This window comes from Pseudomonas sp. QLc11A, from assembly GCF_052112305.1.
GTDB lineage: Bacteria > Pseudomonadota > Gammaproteobacteria > Pseudomonadales > Pseudomonadaceae > Aquipseudomonas > Aquipseudomonas laurylsulfatiphila.
This window is the reverse complement of record NZ_JAVAJJ010000008.1, coordinates 57,858-79,295: the sequence shown is the minus strand read 5'-3', so window position 1 is coordinate 79,295 and position 21,438 is coordinate 57,858. Positions and strand designations below refer to the sequence as shown.

Genomic DNA, 21,438 nt, shown 5'->3' with positions numbered 1-21,438 from the left:
CCACCAATGTCGAATCCAACCCCCGTTACCTTCGCCTCCGTTTTCGTCTCCTCCCTGCTCGCCGCAGCCCGTGATCGCGGCTACGAGATCGAGGGTTTTCTACGCGACGCAGGGATCGATCCACAGCAGCCTCAGGACTTGGACCACCACGTCACCGTCGACCAGTACGTTGCGCTGCTGCGCAAGACCATCAAGGGTCTCGATGACGAAGGCATCGCGCTGTTTTCGCGAAAATTGCGCCGCGGCAGCTTCATGCTGATGATGCGTTCAGCCCTGACCGGCGACACTCTGTTCGGCGCCCTGCGGGAATTCACCCACACCCTGCGGCTCCTGCAAGACGACCTTGACCCGGTGCTGCTGGACGACGGTCGGCACGTAAGGGTCGAACTGCACTTCCTCACCACTCAGGTCGAGTCCCGCGATTTCGCCCACGTGCTGTTTCTGCGACTGATCTGGCGCGTCATGGCCTGGCTGGAAGGCGGGAGCTTGCGCCCCGCTGGTATCGACGTGGCATTCACACAACCTGAATCGGTTGGCGACTACCGCAAGCTCTTCCCTACGGAACTGCGCTTCGGCACAGCCTTCTCGACTATCTGGTTCGACTCCCAGGCACTGCAGGCTCCCGTACGCCGTGACAGTTCTCATCTGCATGAATACCTGGCCAAGGCCCTGCTCGACCTTCTGGTGCCCGCCATACCCGCACGCGTCAGCGACCGGGTGCGGGTCTATCTGCGTGAAGAACGCGCGCGCCATAGCGGCTGGCCAGACCTTGAACAGACCAGTGCCGCCCTGCACTGCTCGGCCAGTTCATTGCAACGTCACCTGGCTCAGGAAGGCGCCTCTTTCCAGAACATCCGCGATAGCCTGCGCCGCGACTGGGCGATCTACCGACTGAAAACCAGCAAGCTGCCGACACCGGTGCTGGCCGAGGAACTTGGCTTCGCCGACAGCGCCAGCTTCCAGCGCGCCTTCAAGCGCTGGACCGGCCAGACTCCGGGCCAGGTTCGCAAGGGCAACTGACAGATTGAGGCCAAGTGCAACAGCTTTGGGGCCAGCGGCTATGTGCGCGCACGCCCCCTCGTTCTAGGCTCGCATTTCGCACGCTGCCATCGGTGGCGAAGCCCAAAATTGCGGAGACCGAGCTTATGCTGCCCCAACTGCACCAACATTCCTGGATGGATAGCGACATCGAGGCCTATCGCGACCAGGTACGTCGCTACATCGCCAATGAGATGACACCGCACAACGATGCCTGGCGCGAACAGGGCTACGTGCCGCGCGAGATCTGGCAGGGCTTTGGCGAGATGGGTTTTCTGCTGCCGGAGATCAGTGAGGAATACGGCGGTGCCGGCGCGCCGCTGTCCTACCAACTGGTCGCCCTGGATGAACTGGCTCGCGCCGGAATGCCGCCCAGTACTGCGGTGCACTCCATCGCCACCCACTACATCATCGACTACGGCACCGAAGAGCAGAAGCAAAAATGGATTCCCCGCCTGGCCAGCGGCGAACTCTTCGCCGCCATCGCCATGACCGAACCCGATTGCGGCTCCGACCTCAAGACCCTGCGCACACGCGCCCGCCGTGATGGCGACGAGTACGTGATCGATGGTTCCAAGACCTTCATCACCAACGGCTACAGCGGCAATCTGGTGGTGATCGCCGTGCGCACTTCCGACGATGGCGCCAAGGGTATTTCACTGGTGGTGATCGAGACCGAGAACCTCAAGGGCTACAGTGTCAACAAGCTGAAAAAGATCGGCCTGCATGGCTCGGACACATGCGAAATGTTTTTCGACAGCGTGCGCGTACCGGTCGCCAATCTGCTCGGCCCGGTCGAAGGCAACGGGTTCATCCAGCTGATGAGCCAACTTTGCTATGAACGCATGTTGCTGGCTGTGCCCGCAGTGGCGGTCATGGAGCGTGCGCTGGAGCTGGCCACAGACTACGCCAAGGAACGCCGGATGTTCGGCCAGAAACTGTTTGATCTGCAGAACACCAAGTTCAAGCTGGCCGAGTGTGCCACCATCACCCACATCGCCCGCACATTCGTCAACGACTGTACCCAGCGCTTGCTCGACGGCAAGCTCGATCCTCAGGCCGCCTATATGGCTAAGTTGTGGTGCAGCGATATGCAGTGCAAGGTTACCGACGAACTGCTGCAACTGTTCGGTGGTTACGGGTATATGGACGAATACCCTATCGCCCGGATGTTTGTCGATTCGCGCGTACAAAAGATCTATGGCGGCGCCAATGAAGTCATGAAGGACCTGATCGCTCGTCAGCTGTAGGTCCGGGCTGCGCCTTTTTCCTTGGCCGCTCCCCTCCCTGGCCTCTGCTTGTTTTGTTAGATGAAAAGCCCGCTCATCGAAGCGGGCATTGACTGTTGTTGCCTCCCACCTCCTGCTCCGAAAGCCAACACTCCCGACCGACGCAGTTGCTCCAGCCGCTCCCCCTCTTCGACATTGCGCGGGAATGGGGACTGACGACCAAGGAAAATCCCAGCCAGGATGTACGCAAGAACAAGGCCACGGCCGATGGCATCCGCATCGCCTTCGCCATCTTTATACGACAAAAACCTGATTATTCAGGGCTTTGTCGTTTCCGGGGTTTGGCGAACATACGACCACACTCAAAGTGTGACAAAACCATCCCGATTTCCCGCCTTCCTACATCCTGCCCCCCGATAATGGTTTGACGATCATCAAACTGCACGGAGCCCGGTTCAACACGCTCTCGGCGGTATCGCCGATAAACCGCTCAGGCCCATGGTGATAAGCCGTGCCCAGCACCACCATGTCGAAAGCATGCTGTTGAGCGAACAGTGCGATAACCTTGTGGGGGGAGCCCGTCAATAAATGTCGACGGGCATCCTTGATGCAGTAGCGCTCGGCAAGCACATCGAAAGCCTCTTGTTGGGCATCCTCGATAGCGTCTCTCAAACTGTCATCAAGACTGCCTGTCGGTACACTCATCGGCGCATCGCTTATCTCTGACCAACGACTGACATTAAGCAAGTGCAACTGCGCACCGCAACTGGCCGCCAGAGTAGAGGCCAGGTCGAGTATTCGGTCATTCAATCCCTGAGTGAGTTCCTCCAGATGGGACAGATCGATCGCCGCGAGAATTTTCAAGGGTTTGGGATTTTTGGCGCTGGTCACCAGGTGCAGGTGGGTCGGACACTCGCGAAGCAGTCGCCAGTCCACAGGCCGGTGAAAGGCACGGTCAAGTGCCGGCACATAATGGGTGTCCTTGATCACCAGGTCCGGAAGAAAGTCGTTCACGTACTCCAGCAGGTTTGTCAGGCTCGACTTGGCCCAGACCACTTCGGTGGTCACCTGTATGCCGCCGCATCGTTGAAACCGGGCCTGCTGCTCCAGCCAATGACGGTGAACCTGCAGATAGCCTTCTCGTGCCTGTGCCATCGCGTCATGGTCAAGCAGACCGGCTACCGCCAGGGCCTGGACATAATCGAACGCGACAATGTGCAATAAGGCACCGGTTGCACCCGCCAAGGCATGTGCACGCTCAAACGCTGGTGTCAGGGTCATTTCGCTGGGGGCTATCAATAGAATGCGTTTGAGCTTGAGCATCACATACCTCGCCCTGAAACCTGCTTGAGTGCAAACCCGCCTGGCTGTCTGGGCCTTGAGTCAAATGCTTGTTACTTCGAGCGAACTCGTGACTGCAGTCAGCAAAAAATGTCCCGCAATACAACGAACAGATACGTGTTCATAATCGTCCTGTCGACTGGTTGCGACCGGAAAGCGGCAGTTCGATTATTTGGCGTTATGCCGTGGGAGATCTGACTTTAATCAACTAATCAACAGCTATCGTTAACGGAGCGACTGGCTTTCGATGACTTAAACCCTTGTTGATTCAGCTCAACGATTTTCCGGCTTCCTGGCGTAGAACTACGCTGATGCACCACCTCCCCTAACGCTGGAGATTTGCCATGCTGGCAGTCACGCTGATCAATACGCTGGTGGTCATCATCGTCGTAGTGATCCACTACGAATGCCTGTTACGCCTGAATGACTGGCTGCCCCGGCTCAAGGTGTGGAACCGCTTCAGAATCGTGGTAGGAGTATTCGGCGCCCTCCTGGCCCACGCCATAGAGGTCTGGTGCTTTGCGCTGGTCTATTACCTGATGGTGCACTCAGGAAAATGGGGCAACCTGACGGGTAACTTCGACGGTTCGCTGATGGACTGCGTTTACTTTTCCTTTACGACGTACACGACAATCGGCTTCGGCGATATTTCGCCTGTGGGCAACCTCAAATACCTGACCGGTCTACAAGCCCTTACCGGGCTGGTGCTCATCACATGGACCGCATCCTTCCTGTTTCTGGAAATGCAAAAGTACTGGAAGCGCAAATAATCCCCTTTCTGACTCATATCAGACTCAACTATCGAACTGACGTCTGGATCAAGCCTTGTACAGACAGGATCTAGACCGCCAGAACGCAGCATGGCACCTGATACAGAATATGCTCGGTCGTGCTGCCTAGAAGCTTGCCCACACCATGGGACTGGACTCTGCCCATCACGATCACATCCACATTGTGTTCGTTGGCAAACTCGCTCAACACCGTGACCGGGTTTCCCTCAATCAAATGTCGACGATCGGAGGGCACTCCGAACCGATCTGCCAACTCAATGAAAGACTTTTCCAGGTCTCTGCGAAGTTCTTTGGTCAGGTCAGCCAGTGTCAGGCCGCCCATTTCCGCCAGAAAAGCGGCCGAGATATCGCAGGCATACAGCAAATGCAGCTCGGCGTTGCACTGCATCGCAAGGCTGCAAGCCTGCTTGATGATTCGGTCGTTCAATTCATTGTCGGTAGACTCGATATCCGATACCTCGACCGCTGCTACAACCTTGCGAGGCAAAACGAAGCTGCTCCCGCCCACCAGAAAAACCGGCACCGGACAGTGACGCAACAAGTGCCAGTCCAACGGGGTGAAGAAGGCCCGTTTGAGTGCGGACTCATGCTGAACCTCCTTGATCAACACGTCGGACTGCAAGTCCGTGACGTGTTCAATGATGTCTTGCTTCATGTCCTCAGCCCAGGCCACCTCGGTGGTCACCTCTATTCCCCTGCCACGCAAATTTTCGGCCTGAGCCTCAAGCCAGCCGCGATGGTCCTGCAGGTAGCGCTCCCGACCCGATTCTCGATCGCCCTCTTCAAGCAGCGATAACCATTTGAACGAAGGGATAAGCGCCGCGATATGCAAATTTGCACCGCTGGCCTTGGCCAGCGCCGCTGCATGACTCATGGCTGGAGAATGGCGCAAGGCCGGGTTGATGATCAGTAACAGGCTTTGATACTGGCTCATGATAAATCTCCCGTGGGGTGGAAATTCGACGCAGGCGGACTCTGTGTAGACAAAAGCACTTGGCCATCAATGGCCATTGCCGGCTCAGCCTGGACATCATGTGCCTGCAGTTGCCCGGCACTTGGATGATTGCTCATGGGAGCCAGCCGACGGAGCGGTTTTTTACCCGTTTGTCTGTTACATCCACAATAGTTCGGAACAACCGGTGGTTTGGGCAGGTAGCACCTATGCTAAGCCCATCCATACGGGGGCATTTAGATCATGTCTGAAGCCAGGCCGTTTCAAAGTCAAAACCTCAAGTCTGCATGTTCCAACTGCAGCGTCCTGGAGCTGTGCCTGCCGCTTGGCCTGACCGGTCCGGAAATCGAACGTCTCGACACACTGATCGTGCAACGATTCAAGGTCAAAAAAGGCGCGACGCTTTACCGCGCAGGCGACCCGTTGCGTTCGCTGTATGCGGTGCGAATCGGTTCGTTCAAGACCAGCGTGCTGTCGGTCGATGGTCGCGAGCAAGTCACAGGGTTCCAGATCCCCGGCGAAATGCTCGGTCTGGACGCCATCAGCACCGATCTGCATGCGTGTAATGCCGTTGCTTTGGAAGATAGCGAAGTCTGCCCCATCCATTTTGCTCACCTGGAAAAACTTGCCCGGGAACTGCCTTCGTTGCAGCACAACTTGAACAAAATCCTCAGCCGGGAAATCGTTCGCGATCACGACATGCTGATGATGCTGGGCAATATGAACTCGGATGAACGCCTGGCCGCTTTTCTCCTCAATTGGTCGCAGCGCTTGAATACCCGCGGTTATTCGTCCACCAGCTTTGTGTTGAAAATGCGTCGAGAGGAAATTGGCTCCTACCTGGGCCTGCGCCTTGAAACCATCTGTCGGGGCATCGCGCACCTGCGAGACCAGGGACTGGTGGAAATAAACGGCCGCGACGTCAAGATCCTGAACATGGACGGGCTCAAGCAACTGAACGTGGGCTGCCATCGTAACCTCCACTGACACCTGCAGCCTGGAGAATCTTCATGCGTGCCCTTGTGCCAGCTGGCGCTGCTGCGCACAGGTCGGTTCAACGGTGCGACAGTGCTCAATCCCTGACATGCGGCCTGACCACCAACAGACTGCCTGGCACGGAGTACAGCGCCCGCTCTGTGTTGCTGCCGATCAACCGGTCGAGCCCCACACGATGCGCAGTGCCCATCACCACGACATCGGCCAGGTATTGCTCGACAAACTCACTGATCACCGGCACCGGCAGCCCCATGACGAAATGCCGTCGCTCCGGTGGCACCCCGTAGCGCTGCGCCAGTGCAACAAACGCCTGGTGCAAGGATTGACGCAGTTCTTCACTCAGATCCACGCCCCAACCGCCCCCGGCCAATGGCGCGTCGCTGTTGAAGGCAGGCGACAGGTCATAGGCGTAAAGCAGGTGTAGCGGCGCATCGCATTGCAGGGCCAGGGCGTTGGCGGTCTGAATGATGGTGTCGTTCAAACCGCTCAATTGTGTCGACGGATCGAACGGATCCACTGCCGCCACGATTCGGTGCGGCAAGCTGTAACGAACGTGGTTGACCAGATGCACGGGGATCGGGCATTCACGCAACAAGTGACAATCAAGCGGGGTGATGAACACTCGCTTGAGCACAGGTTCAAGGGTTACATCCTTGATCAACAGGTCGGGCTTGAGATCCTCGACCGTCTTCAAGATATCCAGCAGCGCATGGGTGGTGAAGACGGCTTTGACCGTCACCTGCAGGCCCAGGTCGCTGAGTCGATCGAGCTCTTCGGCCTCCCAGCGACGGTAGCGACGCAAATACCGCTGTTGCTCCGCGTCATCGACTTTTTCTTGCCATAAATGCACCACCGGTGCCGGTTCGACAAAGACCCGCACATCCAGTACGGCCCCGGCTGCCTTGGCCAATGCGACGGCACGCAACTGGGCGGGAGACTGATGCAGGGTTTGGTCAGCGATCAGCAGAAAACGTTGATATTGACCCATCACACACCTCCGTTCGACTCCGGTCATACAGTGCCGGCATATTTTCCAGACTGCGCTCTATCACCTGGCGCGGTTTGATTTACATCAAGCCCACGCAAACCAGTGCCGCCGGCACGGCTATCTGATCCAGATCAGATTCAAGCATCGACAGCGGTGTAGAAAAGTACTCAAGCGCGACTTTTTTACCCCATGCCAAGCTTGCAAACCGCACTGGAGGAACACCCCATGCTTACCGTCAAAGACCACAATGATCAGGCCGCGGCCACCTATGCAGCGGTCGACGGCCAATACTGGATAGAAGCGCTCAGGGACGGTCGCCACGTTTTGATCCGACCACTGGCGCAGGCGGATCGCGACCGTGAATACGCTTTCATCAAACGGCTGTCTCCCGAATCCCGGCACATGCGCTTTCTCGCGCAGATCAGCGAACCCGGCGCTGCGATGCTCGACCAATTGATGGACACGGACAATAAACAGCGTGTGGCCTATATCGCCCTGGTCCATGAAAAAGGGGATCTGGTCGAGATCGGCATCAGCCGTTACGCGGCCACCCGCGAGCATGAGTGTGAATGTGCCGTCACGGTCGCCGATGAATGGATGCATCTGGGGCTGGGCACGTTACTGATGGACCATCTGATCAAGGCAGCCCGCAAAAACGGCTTTCGCCAGATGTATTCGGTGGACGCCTCCAGCAATGCCCCCATGCGCGACCTGGCCAAGGCGCTCGGATTCGAGACGCACAATGATCCCGACGACAGCCGTCAGGTGATCCATCGTCTTTACCTTTAGACAATCGCTGCGCGATGTTCCGGCCACCGGCTCGTCGCGGGGCGATCAAGCCCTCAGGATTGCAGCATTCTTCCCGGCTTGATCGCCAGCACACTGCACGGTGCCCGATGCAGGAGTTGCTCGGCGGTGGTTCCGAGTAATTTGCTCAGGCCCTTGTGCTGTACTGTGCCCATGACAATGACATCGCAGCGGTGCTTGAAGACAAACTCACAAATACTCGGTACGGGTGCCCCCAACCTGAAGTGACGATGCTCCGGTGACACGCCGTGGCGCTCAGCGATGGCAGCAAATGCCTCATGCTGAGCCGCTCCCAACATTTCATGGATCCCGCTGGCCAGCGGCAATGCGCCAATGCCCATGTCCTGTACGTATACAGCCGTCCAGTCATACACATGCAGCAACTCAAGACTGGCATCACAGACTGAGGCCAGTTTCGCCGCGGCGTCGATAACCTGGTCGTTGAACACGCGGTCCTGATCTTCATCGCGCAACACATCAATGATGGCCAGCACGTTGCGTGGTCGGGCATTCAGCGCAGTAGTCACCAGATGCACCGGCACAGGGCAATCGCGCAGCAGCTGCCAATCCAGCGGAGTAAAAAATACTCGTTTTAATGCCGATTCTTCCTCGGCGTCCTTGATGATCAGCGTTAGCGGCATCTCATTGATGAAGTTCAGAATCTCCTCATAAGGATGCTGTACCCACACCACTTCGCTGGTGACCTCGACACCCTGCTTGCTCATCAATCCGGCCTGATCTACGAGCCATTGGCAATGGGTTTGCAGATAGCCATCCCGAGCCCTACTGAATTGTTCCGGGGCGAACAACCCGGCCACCGCCAGGGCCTGGGAATAGTCGAACGCCACGATGTGCAACGGCATTTGCATCGCGAGCGCAAGCGCAGCAGCCCGGTCGAATGCCGGTGTCCGGGTCATGGCGGCAGGAGCGATCAAGAGTAAACGCTGAGATTGCGACATGGGGCACCTCGGCACACGGCCATTTCAATCCAGGAGTAGAACCACAGATTGATTACTCCTTGTTCCGACCACTTGATTTTTATCAGATGCGCGCGCGATATCCTTCAGGACAGCCCCATTCCCGTCCTCAACGCCAGGGTCAGCAACACCTGGCCCGGAATCAAGTAAACGGCGAAGCGGCGCCCGCCGCTGACCCAACAACGCCTTAATGGCGAACGTCCGTAAACCGGCACAAGCTCGGGTTTCGCCCTGACCCTTGTGCCGTTGGAGTTCAAGACCGATGAGTATGCCAATCCCCAGCGCTGCGGCTGCGCCTGTCAGCCCAATGGCTCCGTTCATTGGATCGTCATCTGGTTGAACTGCGCCCCGCACTGGTCCACGTTGTTACTCCACGCGGTCGACGCAGACCCGCTTGCCATTGGAGTAAGCCGTTTGACGGTCAGGCATCGGTCTTGTGCCGTCTGCCCGGCAGGTAACACTTGGCCAGACATGTGGCGCCTCGATACGCGCCTTGAGTTGGCCAACAAACGCCTGTGCTTCTCCCAGCGTGTAGAAGTTCACTTGCAAGGCATCCATGCACACGACCCAGCAATGGCTTGCCGGTCTTTCCGTGATATCAATGATCATAGAGACCTCCGTACAGCTTCGAGTAAACGAGGACACCCTCACGGGGTGATCGCGACCTTCATCACTCCGTCCCGTTGGTGCGCAAACAATTCATAAGCCGCTTCAATATCATCGAGTTTGAAACGGTGGGTCACCAGCGGCGACAGGTCCACTCCACCGCTTTGCACCACTGCCATCAAGCGACGCATGCGCTCTTTCCCGCCCGGACACAGAGAGGTGACAATGCTGTAGTCCCCCAGCCCTGCGGCAAAGGCGTCCAGGGGAATGCGCAGATCGCTGGAGTAAACACCGAGGCTGGACAGTCGACCACCTGGACGAAGTACGCGCAGGGCAGATTCGAAAGTGCCCTGGGTACCCAGTGCCTCGATGGACACATCGACACCGCGACCATCGGTAAGCGCCATGATCTGCTCGACTACGTTACCGTCCTTGAAGTTGACCACATGGGTCGCTCCCAATTGTCGTGCGACAGTCATCCGCTCGGCCACGGCATCCACGCCAATGATCGTCGTCGCGCCTTTGAGGCGCGCACCCGCGACCGCACACAGGCCGATGGGGCCAAGGGCAAACACGGCAACGGTATCGCCGATATTCACCTCGCCTCGTTCGGCCCCCGAAAACCCGGTAGACATGATGTCCGGGCACATCAGAACTTGCTCGTCACTGAGCTCGTCAGGAATCGGGCATAAATTGGCAAGGGCGTCCGGCACCAGCACGTACTCGGCCTGGCAGCCATCGATGATGTTGCCGAACTTCCAGCCGCCGGTTGCGCGAAAGCCATGGCGGGTGTCTGGTCCGTCTTGGGAGCCGCAGCCACACAGGCAGGCATAACTTTGCCCGCTGGGCGTGATGGCACCGGCAATCACCCGTTGCCCTTCGATAAATCCACGTACCTGCGACCCCAGCCGCTCAATGACGCCCACCGGCTCGTGGCCCACGGTCAACCCTTTGGCCACAGGGTATTCACCGCGCAGGATGTGTACGTCGGTGCCACAAATAGTTGTGGTGGTGATACGGATCAATGCGTCCAGCGGTCCGACTTCAGGGACGGGCTTGTCTTCCAGTACGATTCGGTTCTTTTCGACGAAAACAGCCGCTCTCATGGTTGCCATGGTGATCCTCCTTTTCTTATGTAAGCCAAGGTCTGTAAGAGCCCAAAGACTGCGCCGGGGAGACGGATGAAAGATTGATAATGGTCAACAATTTGGTCATGGGTTGAAGCCTGGATTACCGCACGTCGGGCAATACGATCCTTTCCCTTCGATTTGACAAAGATCAAACCCGGCGCTCTGAACAGTGGCAGGCTAGGTTCAAGGCTTCACTGCCCAATAACACCGCAGCCATCGGGGCAAGCGATTACCTACCGGAGATCTGTCATGTCCGATCAATTACGCTTCATGCTGGTCGTTTCGCCTTTGATGGAAAACAGCCCCGCCTTCGACCGGGCCGCTGCCTTGGCCAAGGCCTCAGGTGCTGCCCTGCACATCGTGGCGTTCGATTATCTTGAAGGGCTGGCGACTGCAGGAATGGTCAATGGACAGGCGCTGGAACAGATGCGACTGGGCTATGTCGAGCGCCATCGCCAGTGGCTGGAGGACCAGGCCCGCCCCCTGCGCAAGATCGGTGTGCACGTCACCACGGAAGTCGTTTGGGTCGAAAGGCCCTTGCAGGAAATCCTCACTCATCTCAAAGAACAGCCAATGGCCGTATTGATCAAGGCACTGGAACACGAATCGCTGCTGTCACGCCTGATGTTTACGCCATTGGATATCCACCTGCTACGTGAATGCCCGGTGCCCCTGCATTTTGTCAGTCATTTGCACAACGCTTTGCCGCGCAAGATCGTCGCCGCCGTTGACCCTTTTCATTCTGATGAGCAATACGAAGGCTTCAACGACAGCATTCTGCGCGAGGCCTCCAAACTGGCGAGCACCTGTAATGCAGAACTGGACGTGATCTACGCCCATGACCTTTCCAGCATCAGTGCGGACGAATTCGGTTTCAGCAATGGATCGGCGTTTTTCTCCTCGGGAAAAGCCAAGTCGCTGTTCGAGGCGCAGGCTGATGCGTTTCGCGAACTTTCTGAGCGCAACGGTATCCCGCCGGAGCACCAGCACATGATCATGGGCAATCCGGTCAAGGTGCTTTCCAGCTACGCGCAGACTTATGACATCGATGTGATTGTCATGGGACGCATTGGTCATCGCGGCATGGAGCGGCTGGTTGGCAGTACGGTGGAACATCTGCTGTACAAGTTGCCCTGCAGCGTGTGGGTGGTTTCTCCGGAAAAAATCTGAACGAAGGATGAAGCGAGTAGCAAAGAAATTCTTGACGGGAGAATGAGGAATGAACGCTCGACTTACCAACGCCACCAATCTGCTACTTATATGCCTGTTGACTTTCGTGCCTGTTATTGCTGGGGCCGATACCCTTGAGCGGGTACGAAACAGTCACTCCGTCGTTTTGGGGGATGTACCTGACTTCGCCCCTTTCAGTACCCACAGCAAGACAAGGCCAGCGGTTATGCAATCGATCTGTGCCTGGACATCGTCGATAAAATAAAGACTGCGTTGAGCCAACCCTCGCTGCAAGTGCGCTATCAGCCAGTTCCTTTGGGTGCAGAACTCAGCGCCGTTGACAGGTTTCGTGCCAATATTCGCATTACAGAGGCAGAGGTCGATCCTGCACGACCCGCTTCATAACGAGTGTCGACGTCAAACGCTGCACATTGGGCAATGTCGAAAGACTCTCATCGTAGAGTCTTTGAAAAGCTGGCAAGTCCTGGGCAATGACGTGAAGCAGGTAATCTGGCTCCCCAAACAGCCGTTGAGCATCGACTATTTGGGGAATGCCGATGAGTGCCGTCTCGAAGGCCTCGACAGCTTGCCTGTCGCCCTCGCGGAGCGTTGCAAACACCATAGCGGAAAAATTGAGGCCCAATGCGCCTGGGTCCAACTGCGCTCTATAGCCGAGTAAAACACCCGACTCCTCCAGCGCTCGCACTCGTCGATGGCAAGGGGAAAGGCTCAATCCGACGCGCTCGGCCAGCTCGGTGACCGAGAGCCGCCCGTCCTTTTGCAATTCAGAAAGAATCTTTCGATCAATCCTGTCCATTTGGAAGAATCTCCCGTCTCCAGGCTATATGCCGAACATCTTTGAAAATAAATTCTAACAACTTTTCACTATTCTTCCTCGCATCCATTTCTTCCGGAGCAGGACGATGAGTTATCAGCAAAACAAGTGGGTGGCCCCATGAGCCTCAGTGTGTTCATTGCCTTCTGGGCGGTGTCGATTCTATTCGTCATAACCCCAGGCGCAGACTGGGCCTACGCCATATCCGCAGGTTTGAAAGGGAGGGTGGTCATACCTGCCGTGGGCGGACTTCTGTCCGGCCACCTGATTGCAACCATCGTAGTGGCCGCGGGCGTCGGCACGCTGGTAGCCAACCACCCTTTGGCCTTGACGGTGCTAACGATTGCCGGAGCGGCCTATCTGCTTTGGCTGGGTCTCAACATGCTTGCCCGCCCCTCGACACCACACGCCGATGATATTCAGGCTTCGAACTCCTGGACACGCTGGGCGATCAAGGGGCTGTGCGTGAGCGGGCTCAACCCGAAAGTGTTTCTGTTGTTCCTGGCGTTACTACCGCAATTTGCCCACGCCTCCGCCCCCTGGCCCGTGCCGCTACAGATGATTGCACTTGGCCTGATCCACACGATCAGTTGCGGGGTGATCTATCTTTTGGTCGGCTTCGGTTCTCAGGCCGTTTTGCATACACGCCCCGCAGCGGCTCGGTTCGTCAGCCGCTTCTCTGGCGCGGCAATGATCATCATCGCAGTCATTCTGCTCGCCGAGCAGATACTGGATTAATCCTTTTTTCATCGAGGCAATGTTCATGAGCGATCAGCCCGCACCATACGGCAACGCACCTCACGCGCAAGTGGCGACCCGAGTACGCATACCGCATCTGAAACAAATGAAAATGGAAGGTCGGAAATGGGCGATGCTCACTGCATACGATATGTATAGCGCTGCCATTTTTGAAGAAGCGGGTATACCGGTTCTTCTGGTGGGCGACTCTGCCTCCAACAACGTCTACGGCAATGAGTCCACGCTATCGGTAACCGTTGATGAACTGATTCCGCTGGTTCGGGCGGTCAGTCGCTCCACTCAGCGAGCCCTGGTGATTGCCGATCTGCCTTTCGGTTCTTATCAGGCCTCGGCCGAGCAATGTTTCCATACCGCCGTGCGCTTCATGAAAGAAGCCGGTGCCCACGCAGTCAAACTGGAAGGTGGCATCGAGATGCTGCCCCAGGTCGAGAAACTGACAAGTTCAGGCATACCGGTCATGGCCCACATCGGCTTCACGCCACAGTTCGAACATCAATTGGGCGGCTTTCGTGTCCAGGGCCGGGGCGAAGATGCACAGCGCTTGATCGACAGTGCCAAAGCGTTTGAAGCCGCAGGCGCGTTTGCGATTTTGATCGAGATGGTGCCGGGCGATGTGGGTCGAGCGATTACCGAAGCGGTTTCGATTCCAACTGTTGGTATCGGCGCGGGAAACCAATGCGATGCCCAAGTCCTCGTCTGGCAGGACATGGCCGGACTGCGCACCGGTCGCATGCCGCGTTTCGTCAAGCAATACGCCGATCTTCGCTCGGCTCTTCACAACGCAGCGAGGGATTTTGCACTGGATGTAGGTGCTGGCACTTTTCCCGGCCCCGAGCACACTTTCTAGCCCAAGGATCCGCTATGAAAAGCCTCAGAGAACGTGCTGCCGAGGGTCTTCAGGTCGGAGACCGCTTCACCATCGATCGTTGTTTTTCGGAAGAGGATGTCCGCCGATTCGCGCAGATCTCTCGGGACTACAATCCTGTTCACTGCGACGCGCGTTACGCATCGATTCGCGGGTTCAAGGCACCTGTAGCACACGGCCTACTGACCGCCAGCCTCGTTACCGAAATCGGCGGACAAATTGGTTGGCTGGCCAAAGGAATGAGTTTTGAGTTCAAACGACCGGTTTACCCAGGAGAACAGATCAGCTGTCACTGGCTTATTGTGAACATCGATGAGCGCGGTCACGCAAAAGCCGAAATCAGTGCTTCCAACGCACAGGGTGTCATCGTGCTGAAGGCAACAACCACGGGGGTACTGCCCGGCGTCGATGAACGTGAACGCATGAAACAGATGCTTTCTGAAGGCGACCCTACCAACGGTGCAACCTCTTCGTCGAGGTGATGGCCACGCGTTGGCGACTGTCCTGTCTGTATCTGAAAAAAAATTGCCGCAGCGGGGCGTCCTTGCCCCGTCTGCGACGGACTCACGCAGCCTTCAGCGTCCTGAAGCGAATGTTCAATGCCTCGACCGCTAGCGAGAACGCCATTGCAAAATAGACGTAGCCCTTCGGTACGTGCATCCCCATTGCATCGGCAATCAGCACGACGCCCACGACAATCAGGAATGCCAGGGCCAGCATTTTCAGGCTCGGATGCTTGTCAATGAACGCACTGATCGCCCCGGCTGCAAGCATCATGATCAGTACAGCCACGACGATAGCGGCAACCATCACCGGTACATGAGAAACCATTCCGACAGCTGTGATCACCGAGTCCAGCGAGAAGACGATATCGATGATCGCAATCTGAATGATGGTGCTCAGAAAGCCCGCACCTTTTTTACCAAACTCTGACTCCCCCTCCTCGCCACCTTCCAGTTCCTGGAAGATTTCGCTGCTGCTTTTCCACAGCAAGAACAATCCTCCGAAGAACAGAATCAGGTCACGCCCCGAAATCCCTTGATCGAAGACATTAAACAGATCGGCAGTCAGTTGCATGATCCACGTGATGGACAGCAGCAGAAGAATGCGCGTAACCATGGCCAGTGCCAAACCGAAGAAGCGGGTTTTGGGCTGCATGGCTTTGGGCATGCGGCTGACCAAAATCGAAATCATGATGATGTTGTCGATACCCAAAACGATTTCCAACACTGTCAGGGTAAAAAACGCGATCCAGATTTCCGGATTGAGAAACCATTCCATAACGTCAAAACTCTCGATTGCCCAGAAAAAAAGGCATCACCAAAATCGGTGATGCCCGCATGCTCAAATGAGCGAGTCGTGGTAAGCCACATCGCCTCGACGGGGGCGACCAAACCAATCGTCGGTGCGGCGATGCACTGATGGCACCTGTCAGCCAATCAGACGGTGAGAAGCGAGTTGCCATCCATCTCAGACGGAATCGGCAAACTCAGCATCTGCAACAGGGTTGGAGCGATATCGCACAACCGGCCATTCTTCAGACCGTGTCGCCCTGGTTGCTCACTGACCAGAATCAGCGGCACCGGATTCAAGGTATGCGCCGTGTGGGCCTGGCCAGACGTCGCATCGAGCATTTGCTCAACGTTGCCGTGGTCGGCGGTAATCAAACATTCACCACCAGCTGCGAGGGTTGCTTCAACTACGCGACGCAGGCATTCATCGAGCACCTCGACCGCCTTGACGGCAGCATCGAAGGAGCCGGTATGACCTACCATATCGCCGTTGGCATAGTTGCAAACGATCAGATCGAATCTGCCGCCAGCGATCGCGTTGACCAGTTCGTCAGTCAACAGGGGGGCGCTCATCTCAGGCTGCAGATCGTAGGAAGCAACGTCAGGCGACGGAATCAGGATTCGCTCCTCACCCTCAAAAGGCTGCTCTCTACCGCCGTTGAAAAAGAACGTCACGTGGGCGTACTTCTCGGTTTCGGCAATGCGCAATTGCGTTTTCCCAAGTCTGGCCAAGTGTTCCCCCAAGCTGTTGTGAATAGCTTCGGGAGGGAATGCACACAGACAACTCAGCTCTTCGGAATACTGCGTCAATGTGAGCAAGCGATCCTTGGCCACCACAAACGGCCGCTCGAAGGTCGTGAAATCCGGTTGGATCAACGCCTGGGTCAACTCCCGCGCCCGATCGGGGCGAAAGTTCATGAAGATCATGGCGTCATCCGCACCGACACTGACGGACTGCCCAATCGTGGTTGGCTTGACGAATTCGTCCGACTCCCCACGTTCGTAAGCGGCAGACAACGCTACGGACGCCGTTTCAGCCTGATGTTCGGCTTCGCCGCCGACAATCAATCGGTAGGCCGATTCCACGCGACCCCAGCGGTTGTCGCGATCCATTGCATAGTAGCGACCGACCAGCGAAACAATGCGTCCGGCGCCCAGTCTCGCAAACGCGTTTTCCAAAGCCTCAAGCGAGGCTAAAGCGCTCTTGGGCGGCGTGTCTCGGCCATCGAGAAAGCCATGCACATAAACTTTCTCGACACCCTGCTCAACCAGGCAACCACAAGCCGCGATAATCTGATCGATATGACTATGCACGCCGCCCGGAGAAAGGAGGCCCATCACGTGCACGGCACCATCGCGACTCTTTACCCCTTGGAGCAACAACTGTAGTGCCGGGTTGTGTGAGAACTCTCCGTCCGCGAGTGCTTTATCAATTCGGGTCAGGCTCTGGTACACCACCCGCCCCGCACCGAGGTTCATGTGGCCAACCTCGGAGTTCCCCATCTGACCTTCTGGCAGTCCAACAGCAAGACCTGACGTTTCGATTTCGCTGTGGGCGAAACGCTTGAGCAACGCATCAAACGTCGGCTTTCTCGCTGCGGCGAAAGCATTCGATTCAGTAGCCTGCCGAATACCGACACCATCAAGAATAATCAAAGAGCGCGTAGTCATCGTGCCCCCTAGAAGATGTAGTCAGTGGTCAAGAAGCTCGACTCGCGATTGCGAATGATGTCGCTGACCAGTTCCTTGTTGCTTTCCTGGAACTTGGTGGCGACGAGCGTGCGAATGGAGAACACGCGCAAGGCGTCATGCACGGACAGCGTCCCTTCGGCAGAGTTTTTGCGACCGTTGAATGGAAAGCTGTCTGGGCCGCGCTGGCATTGCGCGTTGATGTTGATACGCCCCACCTGATTGGCGAAGGCATCGACCAAACGACCCACTTGCGCGGAATCCTTGCCGAAAATACTGAGCTGCTGGCCGAAATCGGAATCGAGGACGTATTCGATGACTGTTTCCAGATCACGGTAAACCACCACAGGTACAACCGGCCCGAACTGTTCTTCGTGGTACACACGCATGTCGGAAGTCACCGGGTACAGCACCGCTGGGTAGAAGAACGTCTCACAGACTTCTCCCCCGCCGGCGTTGACGACGTTGGCGCCTTTGCTGACAGCATCGGCCACAAGCCCGGTCAGAAAGTCAGTCTTGCCTGGCTCTGGCAGGGGCGTTAAAGCGACACCTGACTCCCACGGCATACCCGGTTTCAGCTGAGCCAACTTCGCCTGGAACTTGTCGAGGAAAGCGTCAACGACGTTTTCATGAACGAACAGGATTTTCAGCGCAGTGCAGCGTTGCCCGTTAAACGAGAGCGAGCCGGTAACAGCCTCGGAAACGGCGTTATCCAGATCGACATCGGGCAGGATGATGCCCGGGTTTTTCGCATCCAGGCCCAGCGCGGCACGCAGACGGTGTGGCTTAGGGTGTAGCTTTTTCAGGTCGCTGGCAGCCTTGTTGGTTCCGATGAACGCAAAAACATCGATCTTGCCGCTGGCCATTAAAGCGCTGACGGTTTCCCGGCCGCTGCCGTAGATGATGTTGATAACCCCGGCCGGGAAGCTGTCACGGAATGCCTCAAGCAAAGGTCGAATCAGCAGTACACCGAATTTGGCCGGTTTGAACACGACGGTATTGCCCATGATCAACGCAGGGATCAAGGTCGTGAACGTCTCGTTCAGAGGATAGTTATAAGGCCCCATGCACAGCGTTACGCCCAGCGGAACGCGGCGGATCTGGCCCAGGGTGTCTTGTTCGAGCTCGAAACGGCTGGAACGACGATCCAGTTCCTTGAGAGCATTGATCGTGTCAACGATGTAGTCGCAGGTGCGATCGAACTCTTTCTCCGAGTCTTTGAGATTCTTGCCAATCTCCCACATCAACAATTTCACTACCGCTTCACGTTGTTCACGCATGCGGCTGAGGAAAGACTCCACGTGCCGAATACGCTCAACCACACGCAGGGTTGGCCAGACGCCTTGGCCACGGTCATAGGCCTGCACCGCTGCATCCAGTGCGGTCATGGCCGTTTGCGCGTCCAGAAGTGGGGTACTGCCCAAAATTACGGACTCATGACCCGATTCCTTTTTCAGGCATACAGGGCTGCGGACGGGAGCGAGCGCGCCGTCCCACAACCGCAGCTCGCCATTGACCAGATATTCGCGCTGTTCAATGGAAGGTCCTGGACGGAACGCAGCAGGGATTTCGTCCGCGCTCGGGAAGAGAGTTTCAAGTCGGTTGTTCAACGTCATTTTTCATACCTCTGTGCACACTGTGCAGTGCCGGGAGAGAAAAAACCGGGCACATGGTGCTTTGCACGTTCAAATAGAATTCAGATCGCGATGGGTTCGGCAGCCGGCGCCGTTTGAGCCGCCCAGCAGATGGCAGCAAAGGACATCGCATCCAGCGAAGCTCCGCCGATCAGGCCACCGTCGATGTCCGGTTGATCGAACAATTGCTTGGCGTTCTCGGCCTTCACGCTCCCGCCGTACAGAATCCGGCAATCGGTGGCGGCCGGGCGATCCTGTTCAGCCAGCCATTCCCGGATGTGCCGATGAACAGCTTGAGCCTGCTCTGGCGTCGCGGTTTCGCCAGTACCAATGGCCCATACAGGTTCATAGGCAATCACACTCTTGACCAGGTCCTGAATGCCCACTGCCTTCAGTACTGCACTCAATTGTTGGGTGACGACTGCCTCTGTTTCACCCCCCTGACGTTGAGCAAGTGTTTCACCAACACACAAAACCGGGATGAGTCCGGCACGAAGCGCGGTAGCAAACTTCTTTGCCACAAGCTCATCATCTTCTGCATAAAGCGCACGGCGCTCCGAATGCCCCACGAGCACATAGCGGCAGCCGATGTCCTGGAGCATCGAAGCACTGACTTCTCCGGTATGTGCGCCTGACAGATGGGTGCTGAGATTCTGGGCTCCCAGCGAAACATCAGAATCATCCAGCAGATCGGCTACGGTCGTCAGGTAGGGAAACGGTGGGCAAATTGCCGTTTCAACGCTTTCAAAGCGTGAAATCACCGGAAGTAAGCTGCGCAGCAACGATGCATTGGCCACGCTACTGCCGTTCATTTTCCAATTGCCGATAACCAGTTTCTTTTTGTGAGAAGAGGTCTGCATGATTCAGGCTTTCCTGTTCAGAAGCGCGGCCGTGTTGTAAGGCGCTCGCTCTTGCAAGGCCTCTTCTATACGCAACAATCGGTTGTATTTACCCACACGATCCGAGCGGCTCAGAGAGCCTGTCTTAATCTGCCCCGCGCAAGTGGCAACGGCGAGGTCGGCAATGGTGGTGTCCTCGGTCTCACCCGAACGATGGGAAATAACTGCTGTGTAACCGGCATCTTGCGCCATGCGGATGGCGTCCAGCGTCTCGCTGAGTGTGCCGATCTGGTTGAACTTGATCAGGATCGAATTACCGATCCCTTTCTGAATGCCTTCGCGCAGAATTTTGGTGTTGGTCACAAACAAGTCGTCGCCCACCAGTTGCACGTGGCCGAGCTTCTGAGTCAGTCCCGCCCAGCCATCCCAATCGCTTTCATCCATCCCGTCTTCGATGGAAATGATCGGGTACTTGTCGCAAAGCATCGCCAGGTAATCGGCGAAACCAGCCGAATTGAATGACTGGTCTTCGCCGGCGAGTACATAATTGCCGTCCTCGTAAAATTCGGAGGCAGCACAATCCAGCGCCAGCGTGATGTCCTTGCCCAGCTCATAACCCGCTCGACTTACGGCTTCCTTGATAACAATCAATGCTTCTTCATTGGAGGCAAGTGAAGGAGCAAACCCACCCTCATCCCCCACCGCGGTGCTCAGGCCGCGTTCCGACAAAACCTTCTTCAAGGAGTGGAACACCTCGGCGCCCATGCGCAGGCCTTCGCGAAACGACGAGGCTCCGACTGGCTGGATCATGAATTCTTGAATATCGATGTTGTTATCGGCGTGCTCGCCGCCGTTGATGATGTTCATCATCGGAACGGGCATGCTGAATTTGCCCGGTGAGCCATACAGCGCAGCCAAGTGTTCGTACAGCGGAACACCCTTGACCGCAGCCGCAGCCTTGGCGGTGGCCAGGGACACCGCGAGGATCGCATTGGCCCCCAGAATGCTCTTGCTCTCGGTACCATCCAGGGCAATCATCGCATTGTCGATTTCGCGCTGATTCAGGGCATCCAGTCCGATCAGGCATTCACGAATCGGGTTGTTCACATTCTCGACCGCGCGCATCACGCCTTTGCCCATGTAACGCGATGCATTGTCTCTCAGCTCGAGCGCTTCACGGGAACCCGTGGACGCACCGGAGGGAACGCTGGCCGTTGCACTGACGCCACACGCGAGGGTCACAACCGCTTCGACGGTGGGGTTGCCTCGCGAGTCCAGAATTTCACGGGCAAGGATGTGTTGGATACGGCTGTTCTTGTTAAGCATGATTTGTCCCCTTCGAATGGTTCACTGCCGTTACCTCTTCGCCTTGCGGCGTCAGCAGCTCCTGCTGTTCTGCGTACTGCGCTCGAAAATCGAAATCGCGTGGCCACGACTCAAAATCGTGGTTATCCGCGGCTTCGTGATCAGTTGAACGGGTTTCACTCATCAGAGCATCCT

22 protein-coding genes are annotated in these 21,438 nt (G+C 56.8%); 9 read left to right on the top strand and 13 right to left on the bottom strand.

Annotated features, from left to right (window positions below):
- Window positions 1-6: 6 nt before the first annotated feature.
- Both Q8X48_RS13835 and Q8X48_RS13830 read left to right on the top strand, forming a co-directional pair.
- Entirely contained in the window at window positions 7-1,020 is a 1,014-nt protein-coding gene (locus Q8X48_RS13835; protein ID WP_007973383.1) for an AraC family transcriptional regulator, read from the top strand.
- Between the two features lie 125 nt (window positions 1,021-1,145).
- Window positions 1,146-2,288 (top strand): acyl-CoA dehydrogenase family protein, encoded by a 1,143-nt coding sequence (locus Q8X48_RS13830; protein ID WP_407801568.1) that lies wholly within the window; start codon window positions 1,146-1,148, stop codon window positions 2,286-2,288.
- A gap of 378 nt (window positions 2,289-2,666) precedes the next feature.
- On the opposite strand, the gene Q8X48_RS13825 is transcribed toward Q8X48_RS13830, so the two are convergent.
- Window positions 2,667-3,590, bottom strand: a complete 924-nt coding sequence (locus Q8X48_RS13825) for a universal stress protein (RefSeq protein ID WP_407801569.1) — start codon at window positions 3,588-3,590, stop codon at window positions 2,667-2,669.
- 362 nt (window positions 3,591-3,952) lie between these two features.
- Between Q8X48_RS13825 and Q8X48_RS13820 the strand changes: the two genes are divergently transcribed.
- Complete coding sequence (locus tag Q8X48_RS13820) at window positions 3,953-4,378, top strand: potassium channel family protein (protein ID WP_126045552.1); 426 nt, start codon at window positions 3,953-3,955, stop codon at window positions 4,376-4,378.
- Window positions 4,379-4,448: 70 nt separating this feature from the next.
- Here Q8X48_RS13820 and Q8X48_RS13815 read toward each other — a convergent pair whose 3' ends face one another.
- Window positions 4,449-5,333 (bottom strand): universal stress protein, encoded by an 885-nt coding sequence (locus Q8X48_RS13815; protein WP_407801570.1) that lies wholly within the window; start codon window positions 5,331-5,333, stop codon window positions 4,449-4,451.
- Between the two features lie 261 nt (window positions 5,334-5,594).
- Here Q8X48_RS13815 and fnr point away from each other — a divergent pair, with 261 nt between their 5' ends.
- A complete protein-coding gene (fnr, locus tag Q8X48_RS13810) occupies window positions 5,595-6,338 on the top strand; it encodes a fumarate/nitrate reduction transcriptional regulator Fnr (RefSeq protein WP_407801571.1) in 744 nt (247 codons plus the stop codon).
- Between the two features lie 85 nt (window positions 6,339-6,423).
- Here the strand turns inward: fnr and Q8X48_RS13805 are convergent, their stop codons facing one another.
- Window positions 6,424-7,335, bottom strand: coding sequence for a universal stress protein (locus Q8X48_RS13805; RefSeq protein WP_407801573.1), 912 nt, complete (start codon window positions 7,333-7,335; stop codon window positions 6,424-6,426).
- A gap of 225 nt (window positions 7,336-7,560) precedes the next feature.
- Between Q8X48_RS13805 and Q8X48_RS13800 the strand changes: the two genes are divergently transcribed.
- A complete protein-coding gene (locus Q8X48_RS13800; protein WP_015094828.1) occupies window positions 7,561-8,124 on the top strand; it encodes a GNAT family N-acetyltransferase in 564 nt (187 codons plus the stop codon).
- A gap of 53 nt (window positions 8,125-8,177) precedes the next feature.
- Here Q8X48_RS13800 and Q8X48_RS13795 read toward each other — a convergent pair whose 3' ends face one another.
- From Q8X48_RS13795 to Q8X48_RS13785, 3 genes are all read right to left on the bottom strand, one after another.
- Window positions 8,178-9,101 (bottom strand): universal stress protein, encoded by a 924-nt coding sequence (locus tag Q8X48_RS13795; RefSeq protein ID WP_407801574.1) that lies wholly within the window; start codon window positions 9,099-9,101, stop codon window positions 8,178-8,180.
- Between the two features lie 384 nt (window positions 9,102-9,485).
- Window positions 9,486-9,728: a hypothetical protein gene (locus Q8X48_RS13790; protein ID WP_126045545.1), complete on the bottom strand. Its 243-nt coding sequence runs from the start codon at window positions 9,726-9,728 to the stop codon at window positions 9,486-9,488.
- A 38-nt stretch (window positions 9,729-9,766) separates the two neighbouring features.
- Window positions 9,767-10,840 carry an NAD(P)-dependent alcohol dehydrogenase gene (locus Q8X48_RS13785; protein ID WP_217838123.1) on the bottom strand — a complete coding sequence of 358 codons (1,074 nt, stop codon included), beginning with the start codon at window positions 10,838-10,840 and terminating at the stop codon, window positions 9,767-9,769.
- 264 nt (window positions 10,841-11,104) lie between these two features.
- Here Q8X48_RS13785 and Q8X48_RS13780 point away from each other — a divergent pair, with 264 nt between their 5' ends.
- Window positions 11,105-12,025, top strand: coding sequence for a universal stress protein (locus Q8X48_RS13780; RefSeq protein ID WP_407801575.1), 921 nt, complete (start codon window positions 11,105-11,107; stop codon window positions 12,023-12,025).
- Window positions 12,026-12,389: 364 nt separating this feature from the next.
- Here the strand turns inward: Q8X48_RS13780 and Q8X48_RS13775 are convergent, their stop codons facing one another.
- Window positions 12,390-12,842, bottom strand: a complete 453-nt coding sequence (locus Q8X48_RS13775) for an Lrp/AsnC family transcriptional regulator (RefSeq protein ID WP_407801576.1) — start codon at window positions 12,840-12,842, stop codon at window positions 12,390-12,392.
- A 138-nt stretch (window positions 12,843-12,980) separates the two neighbouring features.
- On the opposite strand from Q8X48_RS13775, the gene Q8X48_RS13770 reads away from it, so the two are divergent.
- Genes Q8X48_RS13770 through Q8X48_RS13760 form a run of 3 tightly spaced genes read left to right on the top strand, consistent with a single transcriptional unit; the run spans window position 12,981 to window position 14,966 of the window.
- On the top strand, window positions 12,981-13,598 hold the full coding sequence (locus tag Q8X48_RS13770) for a LysE family translocator (protein ID WP_407801577.1): 618 nt from the start codon (window positions 12,981-12,983) through the stop codon (window positions 13,596-13,598).
- A gap of 25 nt (window positions 13,599-13,623) precedes the next feature.
- Window positions 13,624-14,466, top strand: a complete 843-nt coding sequence (gene panB, locus Q8X48_RS13765; protein WP_407801578.1) for a 3-methyl-2-oxobutanoate hydroxymethyltransferase — start codon at window positions 13,624-13,626, stop codon at window positions 14,464-14,466.
- 14 nt (window positions 14,467-14,480) lie between these two features.
- Window positions 14,481-14,966 (top strand): MaoC family dehydratase, encoded by a 486-nt coding sequence (locus Q8X48_RS13760; RefSeq protein ID WP_407801579.1) that lies wholly within the window; start codon window positions 14,481-14,483, stop codon window positions 14,964-14,966.
- Window positions 14,967-15,048: 82 nt separating this feature from the next.
- Here the strand turns inward: Q8X48_RS13760 and Q8X48_RS13755 are convergent, their stop codons facing one another.
- The 6 genes from Q8X48_RS13755 to Q8X48_RS13730 all read right to left on the bottom strand — a co-directional run bounded on the left by Q8X48_RS13755 (window position 15,049) and on the right by Q8X48_RS13730 (window position 21,427).
- Window positions 15,049-15,765 carry a TerC family protein gene (locus tag Q8X48_RS13755; RefSeq protein WP_407801580.1) on the bottom strand — a complete coding sequence of 239 codons (717 nt, stop codon included), beginning with the start codon at window positions 15,763-15,765 and terminating at the stop codon, window positions 15,049-15,051.
- A gap of 158 nt (window positions 15,766-15,923) precedes the next feature.
- Window positions 15,924-17,447, bottom strand: a complete 1,524-nt coding sequence (gene gpmI, locus Q8X48_RS13750; protein ID WP_407801581.1) for a 2,3-bisphosphoglycerate-independent phosphoglycerate mutase — start codon at window positions 17,445-17,447, stop codon at window positions 15,924-15,926.
- 8 nt (window positions 17,448-17,455) lie between these two features.
- Window positions 17,456-19,081 (bottom strand): NADP-dependent glyceraldehyde-3-phosphate dehydrogenase, encoded by a 1,626-nt coding sequence (locus tag Q8X48_RS13745; RefSeq protein WP_407801582.1) that lies wholly within the window; start codon window positions 19,079-19,081, stop codon window positions 17,456-17,458.
- Between the two features lie 80 nt (window positions 19,082-19,161).
- A complete protein-coding gene (gene tpiA, locus Q8X48_RS13740; protein WP_407801583.1) occupies window positions 19,162-19,959 on the bottom strand; it encodes a triose-phosphate isomerase in 798 nt (265 codons plus the stop codon).
- A 3-nt stretch (window positions 19,960-19,962) separates the two neighbouring features.
- Window positions 19,963-21,264, bottom strand: coding sequence for a phosphopyruvate hydratase (gene eno, locus Q8X48_RS13735; RefSeq protein WP_407801584.1), 1,302 nt, complete (start codon window positions 21,262-21,264; stop codon window positions 19,963-19,965).
- A complete protein-coding gene (locus Q8X48_RS13730; RefSeq protein WP_407801585.1) occupies window positions 21,257-21,427 on the bottom strand; it encodes a hypothetical protein in 171 nt (56 codons plus the stop codon). Before Q8X48_RS13730 ends, eno begins: the two co-directional genes overlap by 8 nt.
- Window positions 21,428-21,438 lie beyond the last annotated feature (11 nt).

Excerpts from the sequence above, each read along its gene's own strand:
- Q8X48_RS13830 (WP_407801568.1), top strand. The coding sequence starts at position 1,146 with ATGCTGCCCCAACTGCACCAACATTCCTGGATGGATAGCGACATCGAG.
- panB (WP_407801578.1), top strand. The coding sequence starts at position 13,624 with ATGAGCGATCAGCCCGCACCATACGGCAACGCACCTCACGCGCAAGTG.
- gpmI (WP_407801581.1), bottom strand. The coding sequence starts at position 17,447 with ATGACTACGCGCTCTTTGATTATTCTTGATGGTGTCGGTATTCGGCAG.
- Q8X48_RS13800 (WP_015094828.1), top strand. The coding sequence starts at position 7,561 with ATGCTTACCGTCAAAGACCACAATGATCAGGCCGCGGCCACCTATGCA.
- Q8X48_RS13790 (WP_126045545.1), bottom strand. The coding sequence starts at position 9,728 with ATGATCATTGATATCACGGAAAGACCGGCAAGCCATTGCTGGGTCGTG.
- Q8X48_RS13730 (WP_407801585.1), bottom strand. The coding sequence starts at position 21,427 with ATGAGTGAAACCCGTTCAACTGATCACGAAGCCGCGGATAACCACGAT.
- Q8X48_RS13770 (WP_407801577.1), top strand. The coding sequence starts at position 12,981 with ATGAGCCTCAGTGTGTTCATTGCCTTCTGGGCGGTGTCGATTCTATTC.
- Q8X48_RS13785 (WP_217838123.1), bottom strand. The coding sequence starts at position 10,840 with ATGGCAACCATGAGAGCGGCTGTTTTCGTCGAAAAGAACCGAATCGTA.
- Q8X48_RS13795 (WP_407801574.1), bottom strand. The coding sequence starts at position 9,101 with ATGTCGCAATCTCAGCGTTTACTCTTGATCGCTCCTGCCGCCATGACC.
- Q8X48_RS13835 (WP_007973383.1), top strand. The coding sequence starts at position 7 with ATGTCGAATCCAACCCCCGTTACCTTCGCCTCCGTTTTCGTCTCCTCC.
- fnr (WP_407801571.1), top strand. The coding sequence starts at position 5,595 with ATGTCTGAAGCCAGGCCGTTTCAAAGTCAAAACCTCAAGTCTGCATGT.
- Q8X48_RS13775 (WP_407801576.1), bottom strand. The coding sequence starts at position 12,842 with ATGGACAGGATTGATCGAAAGATTCTTTCTGAATTGCAAAAGGACGGG.
- Q8X48_RS13820 (WP_126045552.1), top strand. The coding sequence starts at position 3,953 with ATGCTGGCAGTCACGCTGATCAATACGCTGGTGGTCATCATCGTCGTA.
- tpiA (WP_407801583.1), bottom strand. The coding sequence starts at position 19,959 with ATGCAGACCTCTTCTCACAAAAAGAAACTGGTTATCGGCAATTGGAAA.
- Q8X48_RS13825 (WP_407801569.1), bottom strand. The coding sequence starts at position 3,590 with ATGCTCAAGCTCAAACGCATTCTATTGATAGCCCCCAGCGAAATGACC.
- Q8X48_RS13780 (WP_407801575.1), top strand. The coding sequence starts at position 11,105 with ATGTCCGATCAATTACGCTTCATGCTGGTCGTTTCGCCTTTGATGGAA.
- eno (WP_407801584.1), bottom strand. The coding sequence starts at position 21,264 with ATGCTTAACAAGAACAGCCGTATCCAACACATCCTTGCCCGTGAAATT.
- Q8X48_RS13815 (WP_407801570.1), bottom strand. The coding sequence starts at position 5,333 with ATGAGCCAGTATCAAAGCCTGTTACTGATCATCAACCCGGCCTTGCGC.
- Q8X48_RS13745 (WP_407801582.1), bottom strand. The coding sequence starts at position 19,081 with ATGACGTTGAACAACCGACTTGAAACTCTCTTCCCGAGCGCGGACGAA.
- Q8X48_RS13805 (WP_407801573.1), bottom strand. The coding sequence starts at position 7,335 with ATGGGTCAATATCAACGTTTTCTGCTGATCGCTGACCAAACCCTGCAT.
- Q8X48_RS13760 (WP_407801579.1), top strand. The coding sequence starts at position 14,481 with ATGAAAAGCCTCAGAGAACGTGCTGCCGAGGGTCTTCAGGTCGGAGAC.
- Q8X48_RS13755 (WP_407801580.1), bottom strand. The coding sequence starts at position 15,765 with ATGGAATGGTTTCTCAATCCGGAAATCTGGATCGCGTTTTTTACCCTG.